Source organism: Pelotomaculum sp. FP (assembly GCF_004369245.1).
In the GTDB taxonomy this organism is placed as follows: Bacteria; Bacillota; Desulfotomaculia; order Desulfotomaculales; family Pelotomaculaceae; genus Pelotomaculum_C; species Pelotomaculum_C schinkii.
Genome location: NZ_QFGB01000081.1, coordinates 1 through 14,504, shown reverse-complemented (window position 1 = coordinate 14,504; position 14,504 = coordinate 1). Strand labels below are relative to the sequence as shown.

The 14,504-nt window shown below is 47.9% G+C and carries 12 protein-coding genes; 2 read left to right on the top strand and 10 right to left on the bottom strand.

All coding sequences use genetic code 11. From position 1 onward, the window contains the following. The first annotated feature begins 242 nt into the window (after nt 1-242). Together Psfp_RS19565 and Psfp_RS19560 are read left to right on the top strand one after the other, a co-directional pair. On the top strand, nt 243-677 hold the full coding sequence (locus tag Psfp_RS19565; protein WP_243120816.1) for a winged helix-turn-helix domain-containing protein: 435 nt from the start codon (nt 243-245) through the stop codon (nt 675-677). Continuing rightward, on the top strand, nt 674-964 hold the full coding sequence (locus Psfp_RS19560) for a hypothetical protein (RefSeq protein WP_134220199.1): 291 nt from the start codon (nt 674-676) through the stop codon (nt 962-964). The genes Psfp_RS19565 and Psfp_RS19560 overlap by 4 nt, the downstream gene beginning before the upstream one ends. A 480-nt stretch (nt 965-1,444) precedes the next feature. On the opposite strand, the gene Psfp_RS19555 is transcribed toward Psfp_RS19560, so the two are convergent. The 10 genes from Psfp_RS19555 to Psfp_RS19515 form a co-directional block, all read right to left on the bottom strand. Then, a complete protein-coding gene (locus tag Psfp_RS19555; protein ID WP_134220198.1) occupies nt 1,445-2,341 on the bottom strand; it encodes an EamA family transporter in 897 nt (298 codons plus the stop codon). A 96-nt stretch (nt 2,342-2,437) separates the two neighbouring features. Then, nucleotides 2,438-2,701 carry a hypothetical protein gene (locus Psfp_RS19550; protein ID WP_134220197.1) on the bottom strand — a complete coding sequence of 88 codons (264 nt, stop codon included), beginning with the start codon at nt 2,699-2,701 and terminating at the stop codon, nt 2,438-2,440. Nucleotides 2,702-2,905: 204 nt separating this feature from the next. Beyond that, complete coding sequence (locus Psfp_RS21880) at nt 2,906-3,073, bottom strand: hypothetical protein (RefSeq protein WP_192895548.1); 168 nt, start codon at nt 3,071-3,073, stop codon at nt 2,906-2,908. A 47-nt stretch (nt 3,074-3,120) separates the two neighbouring features. Beyond that, entirely contained in the window at nt 3,121-4,869 is a 1,749-nt protein-coding gene (locus Psfp_RS19545; protein ID WP_134220196.1) for a YcdB/YcdC domain-containing protein, read from the bottom strand. Between the two features lie 82 nt (nt 4,870-4,951). Next, on the bottom strand, nt 4,952-7,513 hold the full coding sequence (locus Psfp_RS19540; RefSeq protein WP_134220195.1) for a protease complex subunit PrcB family protein: 2,562 nt from the start codon (nt 7,511-7,513) through the stop codon (nt 4,952-4,954). Between the two features lie 39 nt (nt 7,514-7,552). Further along, nucleotides 7,553-9,859: a serpin family protein gene (locus tag Psfp_RS19535; RefSeq protein WP_134220194.1), complete on the bottom strand. Its 2,307-nt coding sequence runs from the start codon at nt 9,857-9,859 to the stop codon at nt 7,553-7,555. 312 nt (nt 9,860-10,171) lie between these two features. Continuing rightward, complete coding sequence (locus Psfp_RS19530) at nt 10,172-11,173, bottom strand: DUF4179 domain-containing protein (RefSeq protein ID WP_134220193.1); 1,002 nt, start codon at nt 11,171-11,173, stop codon at nt 10,172-10,174. Beyond that, nucleotides 11,173-11,718, bottom strand: coding sequence for a sigma-70 family RNA polymerase sigma factor (locus Psfp_RS19525; protein WP_134220192.1), 546 nt, complete (start codon nt 11,716-11,718; stop codon nt 11,173-11,175). The genes Psfp_RS19530 and Psfp_RS19525 overlap by 1 nt, the downstream gene beginning before the upstream one ends. Nucleotides 11,719-11,993: 275 nt before the next feature. Further along, on the bottom strand, nt 11,994-13,895 hold the full coding sequence (locus Psfp_RS19520) for a YcdB/YcdC domain-containing protein (RefSeq protein ID WP_134220191.1): 1,902 nt from the start codon (nt 13,893-13,895) through the stop codon (nt 11,994-11,996). A gap of 32 nt (nt 13,896-13,927) precedes the next feature. Next, nucleotides 13,928-14,425 carry a hypothetical protein gene (locus tag Psfp_RS19515; protein ID WP_134220190.1) on the bottom strand — a complete coding sequence of 166 codons (498 nt, stop codon included), beginning with the start codon at nt 14,423-14,425 and terminating at the stop codon, nt 13,928-13,930. Nucleotides 14,426-14,504: the final 79 nt, after the last annotated feature.

The window sequence follows — 14,504 nt, the reverse complement described above, 5'->3', positions numbered from 1 at the left end:
ACATTATAACACATTACGCAAAATTACTCACTAAGAATTGGAGAGAATTTGACATTTTTTTAATAAAAAAAGCCCTGTTTTCAAGGCTTGTAGAGATTTCTATATTAGCGCAAGTGTCAAAGACCCGCAAAGAGGACAGACAAGGTTTATTCTAAGGATAATTTCGTCTTGACATGATATTTCATATGTAATATATTTATTACAGGTGAAATATTTTAGTATTTCACACCTTTCCAGAGAATTTGTTAGCAAGCCTGCTACGTCCCTGGGATGTCGTTACAAAAAGGGGGAATCAGGAAATAAATGAAAATCATTTTAAACCAGCGTCACCTTCCGGAGACGATCTGATCAAAATGCTGGAGGCCCTGGCCAACCCGCACCGTCTACAGATTATTGCTTTGCTGACAGGCAGGCGCGTTCATGTCAGTCAACTCGCCCGTGAGGCCATGATAAGCCGGCCACTGCTGTATATGCATTTGAAGCGACTGGAGAATGCTGGAATGGTGACTAGTAAAATGGAATTGTCGGAGGATGGAAAAGCAATGAATTATTACGAAATAACACCGTTTGCACTCCACTTAAGTCCGGAGAGCATCGCTGAAGCGGTCAAAACGCTCACGATTAAAAAAACTGCCGGTACCGCATCAGACGTTAATAATGAGGGGGATAACAAATGAATGAAGAAGTTATTTTCGGAATAGGCGGAATGGGATTTGTGCTTTTTATTCTGTCGCTGATTACCATAGTGGCCGTCGTTGTGATATCGCAAGTATTAAAAACTACACGGGCTAAGGCCGCGAGCATGGCTGAAATTGCAAGGGACGAGGCTTATCGCAAGCTGGCGGAAGAAGCAGTCAAAGTACAGCAGAAGATAGCTGAGGAGCAACAGAAGATAGTCAAGGATCTATCCGAGATGAAGGAGCGAATAAATGCCATGGAAAAGATGCTTCGTGAGGTTGGTTGAAGTTTACCAGGGGACAAAGCGGCTGCATAAACACCATATAGAGCAGTCCTCTATAAATCAGAGGCTGAATTGAAAACGAAGGAGATAGAAAATGAATGCAGCCGCCATTCATCCCCTGCAGAATCCAGCTTATTTTCAGAGTCTTAAGATATCGTCCATTGGGATCATAATCAGTTTGGCTATTTTTGTATTCTTAGTAGTTATCTCAATTCTAAAGCCATGGGGCAAAAGAAAGCCCGCACAGGGGAACGGTTCTCCAAGGGATCAATCGGAAGCTTTGGCGTGAAACAGGCTCAATCGGCGGGTGTTCCGCACCCCACTATATGAACACGACCTTGCCTGGTCGCATCTGCGAATTCACTCGCACAAATGTATCATTGGCTTATAGAAGCTCTGCGCTAACGTGCCATATTCGATTGCAATCGAACCGCATTTGCTGATTCTCATCCTCTACTGGTTTTGTTTTAGCGGCATGAGTATTCAAACGCTTTTAGCGCATTCTGGATTCCCACCTGCACTTTTCAAGGTCGATTTTTGCTTTTCCAGGTTGATAGCAATTATAACTACAATGATCATCAGCCCGCCCAAAAGCTGAACAGGCAGAACAGTCTCTCCCAATACCACGTAACCGCTGACAACACCTACAACAGGGATGAGGTTTAAGTATAGCGTGGTAATGGCGACGTCCAACCTTTTTAAAGCAAATATATAAAGGAAATAACAGATTGCGGAGCAGCAAACAGCGAGGAATAAAATATGTAAAAATGCACTAAAAGAGAATACTTGCCATTGTCTAAACTCCACAAAAGAAGCGGGTACCAAAAGTATTGTGCCAAACAAGGTCTGGTAGGTGGTTAAAAATAAACCAGAATATTTATCTTGCAAGGCTTTGCTCAGCAAAGTATATAAAGCCCATGCCAGCATAGCATAAACCATAAATAAGTTCCCCTTAAAAGTAGCTGAATTGAAAGAAAGCTGCCCATTTGCCGTAACCGCCAAATAAGCTCCTGCAACAGCGCAACCCATTCCCACAAACTTCAGAATAGAAGGTTTAGTCTTAAAAATTATCATGTCCAAAGCTATCGCAATAATTGGAGTGATTGAAGTAATCAAAGAGGCATTTGACGCCGTTGTCATATTTACACCGCTGTTTTCAAAATAAAAATATAGCGTTATACCCAGGAAACCAGCCGTCAGCATCTTTATTCTGTCTTCTTTTTGAAGTTTCGAAGCCGGTTCCAATTTCCTTATGATAACCAGAAGTATAGCGCTTGCTATAATAAATCTTATCAAGGCCATGGTAATTGGCGGAACTTCGCTTACCGCTATTTTTATACTGATAAATGAAATACCCCAAAACAAAACAGTAATGAGCATGGCGAGATAGCCAATAATTGCTGTTTACTCTGATCCCCCATAAATATCTTGATTTTCGTTCGTAAAGCCTGCATCGGCTTACCTCCTGTGTTCAAACTAGAAGACACCCGTACCGCTGAAGCGCCACCAGTCCAGATAACGATCCACGCTTTCCCCCCGGCCAAGCCGCGAAGTTACCCATGCAAAAAAAGAAGCCGCCCAGTCAGGCGCGCCTGTCGAATAGCTGCGGGCCAAAGCATATACGTCATTTGCCGCTTCCGTTCTCGGTTTCCGCCCGAGGCAGCGGTATGCCTCTGTTAACAATGCAGTATTTAAGGATACCTTTTCGATCAGGTTGCCTTTTAAACAGGATCCCGGCATGGTGCTCTTTTAAGGGCTGGCCAGGACGCTGAAAAAACGATCCGGTATAATGGAAAAGAGGTTCATAGCAGTACCGCCTGAATATAGATTTCATAGGCCAGTGTGATTGCATACATAAAGAAAAGACCTGCGTTATATTTCTCGCAGGCATCAACAAATTCCTCTATCTTTTTACTAAGTACCAGTTCGTAGTTATCCTGTATTTTAGATGATGTCCAGAACTACACCTGTATCACCATTTTGTCGCTCTTGTAGCTCAGTTCCACAGGCAATGATGCCGTCGCTGTCCGCCACCAGCGCGGGTGTATTTAAAAGCGAGAATGCCAATACCGCAGCCAATATCAGGCCAAGTAGTTTTTTTGCGTTTTTCATTTCCGTCGCTCCTTAGGCCGGACCACAGGTGAACATTTTTTATAAGATTAATCATTCTCCACCATCACCGTTTTTCCGGTTAAGGCGTCAATGTAACCCCTGCTTAAACCATAGTCCGGCATATAGACCAGGAGTGGCTCAGGGGCTTTCTGACCGCAATATTCAGGCCAGAGGTAGACCAGGCGCAACGGGTGGCTTTTCAAGAATTCGGCCTTGGCCGCTTCAGCCGTCACAGCACCCTTGCTGTCCGGGAGAGTAACAGATGAACTGCTGTTCTCGTCGTGAAAACCTGTAACCCTGCCAGTCAACCCGTCTACAGTAACAGAGTACGAACAATCCGAAACCGGGATGCCCTGGTGCGTTCGCGTGAATGTAAAATAAAATTCCGGTTGTGGCTTACCGTCCAATTTACTTCTGTCCACCCAGTCAGGAATGCTTTCTTCATACGCAGGATAGGCGCACATTTCCAGCTCGGCAGCGCCTTGCTCCAGATACCTCTGCACATATTGAACGGCTGTTTCCAGTGCGGTTTCCCAGGCTACTATTCCCTTTTTTCCTTGCCCGCCTTCATCCTGGATATTGAAACCAACAACCTGTCCTGTATCCGCCAACGCGCTGATATAAAGATAACGCATCGCGCTGTAATCCGGCTGGCCGTCCTGCCCCGTTGGGGGGTCGGACCTCCAGATGTATTCTTTCACTTTAATCTCCGGCTCAAAGTGCTTTCCTCGCTCTTCCTCCTGGGCAATCTTCATACCGGAAATATCCACGCCGGTCTCAGCGGCAATTAGAGAGGCTGCTTCTTCGGGGGTTCTGGCGATCAATTTCTTGCCCTCTCCAGTCAGATTGATCAGGCTGGTCTGCGGTTGCCACTGAAAATCACCCAGCGGCTTCCCCGTTACAGCGTCAATAGGCATAATGTTCAAAGGAGTATACAGCAAGACCGGCCGGGTTGCAACCTTCTGGTTGCCAAACAACGGGTACTTCAAGGGCTGACGCCCGACGTAGTTCAGCTTCATTTCCAGCGAACCGGACAAAACCTTTTCCGCCGCCTCCCGCGTCATGGCCAGGGAAGGGGCTGGGAATGCAGCCGGATCCACCCTGCTCTCTTTAATGCCCTCTTGCATTGGATAATAATCCTCTGTGTAGTATTCGGTGACATGGCCGGCGGCGTCCACGCCCACCCGAATACCGCTATTCAAAAAAGGGATGCCGTTAATCAGGTGATCAAACTGTATACTGGCCGAGGCCCAGGATATCTCATGCCCCTTATCGTCAAATGTACTTCCACCACCATAGCTTATTGCGTCACTCATCTGGTAGTCCTTGATCTTATCTCCCAGCACCCGGCCGGCAAATTGAGCAGCTTTTTCTTTCGCCAGCCCGGGAGTTGGAAGCTCTACAGAAGCCCAATCCGGATTCTGGATATCGAACCTGATCAGTTCCCCCGTGTTATAAAAAACAAGACTGGCGTTAACATACATAATACCGGGCGCCGCGTCACCGCTACGGTTGCTTAAAAATACTCCCCAAGCAGTCTCTCCCTCGTCATGCACATTTTCTACGGATAATTCCTTTAGTTCAGGTATGATTTGATAAATCTTTTCCATAGCCTGCTGCTGTGATTCATTTAACTTCACCTTGTCAACCAGACCTCCGGCAGACCCCTGGACAATCTCCGTACCTCCTTTTACTTCCTGCATACTTGACGCCTCTTTTTCCGCTGCCCAAGCGGTTGTGGACATCAGCAAGCCTGCAGCCAGCACAGCGGCTACTGCTCCCTTAATCCGTCTCAAATAACTCTCCTCCTTTATGTGTTTTGTTATAAACCGATAAACGGATACCGGTATCATTAATTTGAAAATATGGGTACCTATTCTAACTTACCTCAATAAATTCCACCGCAGCCTCATTTGCCGGAATACGGATTAAAATATACGGATGTGTGAGCGCCTGCGCCGCCAACAGCCCGGGTTGCGGGCCGTCAACCTGATAATAAACCGTTATCTTGTCCGCTCTGCCGGAGATGCCGGTAATTCCCACACAGTAGCCGGCTGTTGGTTTTTCTCCCGCGGCAACAAGCAAATAACTCCATTCTCCCATGGTCTTCGAGCCGGTAAAAGGCTGCAAAACGTTGGCGTCCACCCAATCCCTTATTTCTTGCGGCAGGTTTTGGTCCTCCCGGGACATGATTTTAAAAGGCGCCGACCATCCATAGCGGCTGCCTGGCCTATAATAAGGTGACTCCATATCCTTTAGCAGATTTTTTGCTTTTTCCAATACGTCACTATCAGGGTAATCCTCAAATATTTTTTGCACATAAGCAGCGTCGCCGGTGTATGCGCCAAGCGCCAGCAGGGCGTCATCGGCCATGGAGCTTTCCGGGTATTCCCGGACAAACTGCTGGTAGGTGGAAGTGATTCTCTTTACAAGCTCCGGCAAATTAAAGGCGAATAAAGCGTCATCACCCCACTCGTCCAGGCCGATATAGCATAGACCGGTGGAATAGAGAGCCCTGGCCTTCAACTCCGGCGCAGAGGACGGCTCCCGGTAAACCTGCTGGAAATACGGCAGGCTGTGGTTGTAGTTGATCATCTCCCGGGCAAAGGCAGCCATTTCCGCGGGCGCATGCCCCTGGCCCGTAGCGTTAATGTTTCCTAACCAGTTGTAATACTGCCGGTTCCCGGCCCATAGGTGGCTATAGTAAAGCATCTCGTTATGAAAGATGGATGCCGCCAGACTGTATAAATCAGCCGGATCTTTAGATTCTTCCCACTGTGCCTGCAAACCGGCAAGCTCCTTTACCGCGGCCAGCTGCTTTTCTACTGCGCCGCGAAAATCGTATTGATGATCGACGTTCAGCCGGGAAAAAGGCAAAATATACCGGCCGCTTGCCGGATCTTCCGGCTGTTTTAATAATTCCTCCAGCATCAGGGCGGCGCTAGCATAATGATCACGCCTTATTTCCCCGACAGCCAGGGCATAGTTGACCAAAGTGTCCAGCGGCGCCGCCAGGGTTTCCGAAGATAGCGCCTTTAACTGATCATAATTCATCCTCACATCCAGAATATAAACCAACCTGCCGTCCGCCGCATAGCGCATGTCTCCATCCGGTAAAAAACGCGCCTTTTGCATCATGCTGACGGCATCGGCAAAACGGCCCCTAATCTCGTAACAACGGGCCAGCCGGTAAGCGGCATCGTCCGCGGCCGGGTGGCGGGAGTAATCGGCCAGGAATTTTTCCCAGCCCGGAATCTCCCGGTCAGGCTCGTATTCCTCATCCCCGTAAGGAGGGGTCCAGGCGGCGGTAAACTGTTCCTCCGGACGGTCAATTTCAAAATAAGGTTTTCCCCGCACTTCTTCATAGGCCTTGATTCCCCGGCCAAGATAGCTTTGCGGATATTTTTGGGAAATATCCTTCAACAGCTGCCAGTCCGAATTAATTTGAAAAACTTGACCCTCTTGATTCAGGGCAGCCAACCCGTTTTGGTCGGTATCATGGACAAACTGTTGCAAAGCTTTTTCCTGGCCCAAATCCAGGTATAAGGCGGCAAGGGCTGTCTGACGGCAATAGGGCGACACATCCGTTCCGGCTACTTTCCACAGCCAGTCAATCAATTTGTCCTGATCAAGTTCTTCTTGCCGCCAGCGCATGATGTCGGCCATGCTACGGATCAAGCCGGCTCTGTTCTGGTCGGAAGCAATGCCGGGATAGAAGCCGTCGATCGCGTCCAGCGCTCTGGTTTCCCCCAGCCGGTAAAGGGTAACAAGCTGGTTGTAACGGTAAACGTAATCCGCTTCTTTTTCCTGCGTTCGCCACAGCCAGTCTATGATTGCCGAGCGGTTCACTCCGCTGTTTTGCTTCTGGGCAACAACACCAACCGCATTAACAAAGCTCTCCCGGGCCGCCGGGTTGTTTAGTTTGACGTACGTTTCATCCAACCACCGCGCCGCATCGGCCGGATCGGTAATAATTCTCGGCCATATCTGTTCCATAAATTGCAGGTATCCTCCGGAAAAATAACCGTCTTGCAGGGAGACCAGGGCGCTGGTCAAATCAGCCGGACTGTTGATCCGGGCAAGCAGGACAGAAACCAAATACCGGCTGATATTATCCTGATCGTAAGTATTAATATCTTTCGCCAGCTGAGATACCTGCTCGTCTGTCATCAGTTTCACCAGGGCATCCACAACGTTCCAGGCGTCAATTCTATTCTCTTCTTTCAAACCGTCCAGTAAAATCTCCGCTGCGCCGGCGTCCGGTCCGGGCAGGGAGTTAAAATCGTCAACCACCTCCCTGAACTCCTGCTCGGTGGTGACCTCCTCTATCTTCACTTTTAAATCAGCCGGCGGCTCACCGGTTGCCGAAGCTCCGGCTCCAGTTGCCAAAACAAACAGCAATATAACTGTGAGCACAGCAATCGTGACCAATTTATTCATGCCAATCACCTCATGTGGTATCAATTTTTGTATCTGGTATTATGGTCTTCCATGATCCAACGGGTTTTTCACCTTCCCGATAAACAGGATCAAGCCGGTCCGGTCGTCTCTGATGACAAATATAAAAGGTTTATTCAAATAAAACTCCGGAGGGGTGTTTTCCCTGGGCATGGAAGATCCGGCTAAAACTACCGAAGTCAGAGCGGCGGCTTCAGTGCCCTCCTCATCCACACTGATAGTACATTTCTGGGATATATCGCTGATGTACAGGTTAAAGCCTGCCGACCTGTCCGCAATCCCGGTAAAATCCGCGCTCCCGCTGTCAAAGGCGGAATCCAGCCCCATGCTTTTCAAATGACTAACCAGATCGTTTTTTTGCGCGAAGTTAAATTTGGGGAATTTTATTTTTACTTTCATATTCTCTAAGTTGCTGAGCGCTTTGTTAACTTCCGCATAGCCCACGCCGGGGAGATATGCGCCGGTACTGCTCTTGGGAAGAATGACCAGCATACTGCAGCCGTAATAATTGAAACTGCCTGCTTGAATTTGATCATCTTCATAATAACCGATCCGTCTTTCAGCGTTCATCATATCCACCTTGACCGTACTGCCGTCGCTTAGCTGAAAATCTTCCTTTTGTGTTTTGGATTTATCAAATGGGCTCTGCCACTTTCCATTGAAGTAAAGGGAACTAAACGCCACCATGGCTGTCTGGGGACTCACTTCAGATAAATAATTTTGGATCTTGTTGTGGGTTTTATCTTCAATCCACCGGTTCATGGCGGATACAGCGCTGTCATCAGCGAAGTTTACATTGTACGCATCAGCCTCGTAATAGGTTTTGGCGTCTTTTAAAAAACCGTCTTTTACTCGAAGGTTTTCCTGTATCCATAAAGAATTGGCAAGCTCCACAAGGGTGGTTTTCTTTCCGTTTTCCTCGTAGCCCGAACGTATGAGGTTGTTTATGGTGTCGCGGTATTTTTCATTCATTTCCTTCGCGGGAAGCTGTTCCGGATTGATTATTGCGCTGATTTCCGCACGGGTCTTGCCGGCCGCTCCATTTGCCAGGACTGCCAGCATGGTAGAGACACTGACGGGGGATAAGATGGTATTTTGCCCCTCTTCCTCCACGGATATCTTTTGCAGGAGCTGAATACCCGCCTTATTTATTGCCATAAACAGCTTGCCTTCACCGGACATACCGTTTTCAATATCTTCAGGCCTAGTTTGCTCTTTTACATTGTCGTTCAAGAAGCCGAAATCGTGTTTCAGCATCTCTTTCAACGCTGAAAACTCAACCGGGAATTCCTGTATGCCGGCGGCATAGGGCCAATATTCGTACTGCTGGAAGTAAACCACAACCGCGTTATTGGAAAGGTAAAAATCCTGTTCGTCCTTGATGGTCTTGAAGGGTGCATTTTCAGACAGCATTCCTTCCTTAACCCTATTATTTATCTCATTCCTGACGGTATTGTTAATAAGAGAAACATAGTCCGCGTCACTCTTTACCAGATCCTTAAGCCTGTATTCTTCCCCTGTTTTCAGATCAAAAGTATGGGAGCTTTGCACCATCAGTCCATGCGCCCCCCCTGCGTATTGGTAATCCATAAATACAACGCTCAACAGTCCGTTTTGATTGTATTTCAACCGGTAGTCAAAATAGGTTTCACACTTGTTTAGAGTGCCTGTATAACCCGACGCCACGACCTTTTCCATTTCTTCAGCATTTTTCAGGCCTTCATTCCTGGCATCCGTTGCTGATTTCTCGAAAATGGAGTTGATACTGTCCTGCACGGTTTTGTCAGCCAAACCGTCAACCTGCGGATACTGTAAAGTTACTTTGATTTTATCGGTTTCAGAAGCTTCTTTCACTGTTTTAATGGAAATTGCGTTCTCTATTACGCTTTCAAGTTGAATTATCCCATTTAGCCCGTCCCATTGAACTTTAAGCCCCAAGTTGTCGGAGAAAAAGTCCGTCCTCATGTACACTCTGTCCCCTATTGTGGTACCGCCGTTGAACCCCTTGCCTGAATAATCTCCACTCATATAACAAACATGATCATCTACGGTTATTTTATCGTTGTTCATATCAATCATTATGTTTTTTCCGGTCTTGGAGACGGAAACCGTCTTATCCTTCTCCGACCACTGTATTTCATAGCCGAGCGCTTCACCAACCGCCCGCAACGGCAGGTAAATGTCTCCTCCAAAAATATAGGCGCAAGCCTCAATTTTCGCATTATCCAGCACTATTGCGGCTTGCATTTTTTTTGCCGTAAAACCATACGCAGGCATAGCCAGAATCAAAGAAATAATGACTCCCATCATAATAGCCTTTTTGGTCATAAATCGACACCCCTTCGCCAGCACAGCCGGAAACAACCGGTTTAAAATGTGAACTCAATTTATATGACGGCGAATATAAAGAGCAGGTTCACTATATAGTCCATTTTTTGTTAACTTGCCATATATTTAAGAAAACCTAAGATTTTCATGAAGCGGTTTGCAATATTTGCCTGCCGGAGCTGAAAGTGAGAAAGGCGGTTGACTATTTTCAAGCGGCGAATGACCGGGGAAATTCCAGCCGGAAAATTGACGGCGATTTATTCAGCTGCCCCAAAACTACACCATTTTGGAGCAGCTGATCTCATCCCCAATCTATTTTACTTCAAAATCCGCCCGAATCTTTCGGCCTTCCTGTGATATAAGTTCAAAAGCCATATTCCCGGCAGGTTCTTTCATAGATGGAAAGTCGACCCGGCAGTTATCCACCCACTTTTCTCCCTCAGGCCTGCCTTGCCGCAGGGAGGAACCCGGCTCCAGTGCAACACCGCTGCTGTCAATCAGCTTGAAGGTGCAGTTTCCAACGGAATATCCACGGTATCTTTTTCTATCGCTGCCGGGTTGGATGAATTCATACTCCACCTCAGTTGCAGCAGGGGTAAAAAGCACCTTTTTCACCAGCAGAGTCCCCTCGCCGGTATCGATAGCTTTCATCACCAGCGCTTCTTTTGTTTTTTCATCAACACCGGTGCGAGATACCGGTATTTTGAAACGGTAAGGGCTTCTTTTCAATTCCTCCAGGTCATCGGTTATGACCACTTCCAGATCAAAACTATCGGGGAGGGTGAGTCCGGCGCCAGGCTGGAATTGCTCCAAACCAATATACATATTATCGATCTTGTCATGCCAGCCACCGCCCCCGCCGGAGATGGCACGCCCATTATAGTAAAAATACGCATGGAAGTTCCTTTCGTCCGACAACTCTGCGCCGCTTACCACATAACCGACAGCAAAGCCGGTCTGGTCGTAATAGGCTTCCCTGATCGCCACAGTTATGCCTTGATCGGTGATCTGCAGATCATCAAATTTAGCTACATCCTCATCAGCTAAATTTCCCAGGCCGCTCGTGGCGAATTTTTCCCTTTCAAATACCGATCCGACAAACGGTATGTTTACCAGAACTTTGGCCATTGAAGGAGCCACAAAGCCGCTGCCAAAAATACAGGCGCAGAGCAAGAGCACCGAGGCGCCCATGATCATCCGTCTTTTCGCTTTAAGGTGCTTTTGGCCTTTGCTGACAGCCTTTTGTATGACCAGATCCACCTGTTCAACTGGAACCACTATATTGTTGAAATCATCTTGATAAGTTTTACTCATTAATATCCCTCCTTCAGTTCTTGCCTTAAATCATGCAGTGCTTTATGAAGACGGGTTTTAACCGTACCAAGCGGACATGCCAGCACCTCCGCCACCTGGGACAGGGTCAGGTCCTGAAAGTATTTTAAGACGACAACAGTTCGCTGTTCCAGGCTGAGTTTGTCAATGGCATTGAATAAGTCAATGTTTGAGATTAAATCCCCATAATCTTGACTATTGTCAGCAATTTGTTCCAGCATTTCCGGATTGTCATATTTTATTTCAAAGCCGGCAATTCTCTTGCTCTTGTTTAGATGATCGATACAACAGTTTACCGTGATTCTAATCAGCCAGGTATTAAACAACTCCGGGTTTTTAAGCTTCTTTAAGGATATACACACCTTATATACAACATCATGAAGAACAGCCAGGGCTTCCTCTCTATTCTTCACATAGGTGAATGCCAGTCTGTATATATCGTCCTTTCTCTCTTGAATAAGTTCCAGAAAAGCGCTGGAGTCACCCCGGCGCGCCTTTCCAACCTTATCCGGATCCGCAAAAATCATAAAAAACCTCCCGTCTTGCCGCATTTAAAGCTTTAACCGGTTAAAAGCCTACACTCTATATAGACTTGACAACACGGCAAACGGTTTTTTATTTTTACATAAGTTAAGGGAACGGCTTTCGGCAGGATTTAATGCGGGGAAGAAAAACTGAATCTGATATGGACAAGGCTAATTTTATTGTTCTGGCCAAAAAGTTTGTCTATATACCACCTGAACACAGATAAACAGAGGTGACTTTCTCTCCCTCTGTGCAAGAAAAATTAAAATATCCCTTTCTATTTCATCTCCAAAGTCACAGTTTTTCCGGTTAGGGCGTCGATATATTGCCCGCCACCATAACTGTGGTCCTGCATGTACACCAGGAGGGGCTTGGGTGCTTTCTGGCCGAAATACTCAGGCCGGAGGTAAACCAGACGCAACGGTTGGCTTTTTAAAAATTCGGCCTTTGCCGCTTCAGGTGTCACAACATTCCTGCTGTCCGGCAGGGTGACGGGTGGACTGCTGTTCCCGCCGGAATAAGCAGTAATACCGCCTGTAAGCCCGTCTACGGTAACGAAGCTAAAACGGTCCAAAACCGGTATGCCCTGGTGTGTATATGTGAAGGTAAATTTAAATGCCGGCCGCTGCCCGTAGTATTCCAACTTGCTTCTGTCCACCCAGTCGGGAATGCTGTCATCCTGCGTTGAATAAACACACATTTCCAGTTCAGCCGTGCCCTGCTCCAGATGCTTCTGCATGAATTGAATCGCTGTTTCCTGGGCGGTTTCTCTGGATATTGTCGCTTTTTTGCCGCGCCCGGACTCATCGTAAAGACTAAAGTCGGTAACCTGGCCTGTATCTGCCAGCATGATGATAGTTAACAAACGAATGCTGTAATCCGGCATGTCTTCATTCCCCGCCCGGGATCCGGAACCCCAGTTGTACTCTATCATCTTAATCCCTGGCTTAAGGTTATCTCCACGCTCATCTTCCCTCATAAATTTCATGCCGGAAATATCTATGCCGGTTTCAGCAGCAATTAGAGCGATCGCTTCTTCAGGCGTTCCGGCAACAAGTTTTTTGCCCTCTCCTGCCAGTCTGATCAGACTGGTCGGCAGCCGCTCCTGAGATTCAGCCAGCGACTTCCCTGTTACAGCGTCTATTAACGCATATGTAGTAGGAGTATACTGCAAAACCGGCCGGGTTTCGACCTCTTCTTTGCCTGGCTCAGGATACTGCAGGAGCTTCCGCTCAACGTAGTTCAGCTTCATTTCCACCAGATTGGCATAAATCCCTTCCGCCGCCTGCTTTGTCATTGCCAACGCAGGATCAGGGAATACTGCCGGATCCTGCCCACTGTCTTTTACACTGTCGTTTCTTTTGTAATATCCTTCCGTATAATAGTCGACAACATGCCCCGCCGCATCGACGCTTACCCGAATGCAGCTGTCCAGAAAGGGGATACCGTTGATCAGGCGTTCAAACTGCACATCCGCCGTGGCCCACGCTATCTCGTTCCCCTGTTCGTCCCGTGCGCATCCACCGCCATAGCTTATCTGATTCCTCATTTGATAGTCCTTCATTTTATCTCCCAGAACCCGCCGGGCGAATTCAGCCGCCTTTTCTTTGGCCGGCCCAGCTGCCGGAAGCTCGTCTGAAGCCCAATCCGGGTTCAGGACATGAAACCCGATCAGTTCTCCTGAATTCGTTTCAAAAACGAGTTCCGCGCGAGTATGCATAATGCCGGACGGCGCAGCTCCGTCGCTGTCGTCCAGGGTTACCGTCCAAATGGCATCCCCCTCGTCACTAAGGTTTACCACGGAGAGTCCCTCTAGCTCGGGCACGATTTGTAAGATCCTTTCCAGCGCCTGCCGCTGCGACTCATTCAACGCTTTCTTTACAACCGGCTGCCCGACAAGCCCGTCTTTCAACTCTACAGTTTCCAGACCGTCCTGTACTGCCTGCATACTCGACGCCTCTTTTCCCGCCGCCCAGGCAGTTGTGAACAACAACATGCCCACAGCCAGCGCCACGGCGGCTGCCCCTCTAATCTTTTTCAACAAACTGCTCCTTTCCATTACGGGAATTCTTCCCCAAATTCCCCCCGCAACGGCCGCCGGGATGCGGACCAAGACCGGCGAACAGGTTATGGCCTGCGCCGTCATCTCCCCTTTTTTTATTTCATCTCCCCAAGTCACCGCTTTCCCGTCTTAGGCTTGTCCGGGACCTGTTAGTTCCTTTCCAGCACCACCGTTTTTCCGGTAAGCGCATCGATATAGCCCCTTTCCCCGGAAACCGGGCAATAGACCAACTGGGGAGACGGCGCTTTTTGTTCATAATACTTCGGCCAGATGTACACCAGGCGCAGGGGATGGCGATTTAAATACTCTGCCTTCGCCACATCGGCTGTCACCGCGTCATTGCTGTCCGGGAGGGTAACGGATGTATTGCGGGACCCGATACCAAATTCTGTTACCTTACCGGTAAGGGCATCAACCCGAACTATATGAGAACTGTCCGCAACCGGTATGCCCTGATAAGTCTCGCTAAATTGAATAAAGAACTGCGGCCGCTGCTGCATTTGGTCTGTCAGCTTGCTCTGATCCACCCAGGCCGGAATATTCTCCTCACTGGGGAAAACCGTCAACTCCAGTTCGGCCGCACCCGGTTCCAGGTATCTTGTAATCTTGCTCGTAAAGTAGTCCTGGCAGGCAGGATTTTTTTGCACATTGATTATCTAAAAGATGATTCAGAACCCTCCCCAATCTGCTAAAATATTTGCAGTTTCTTTGGGGAGGTTATTATTT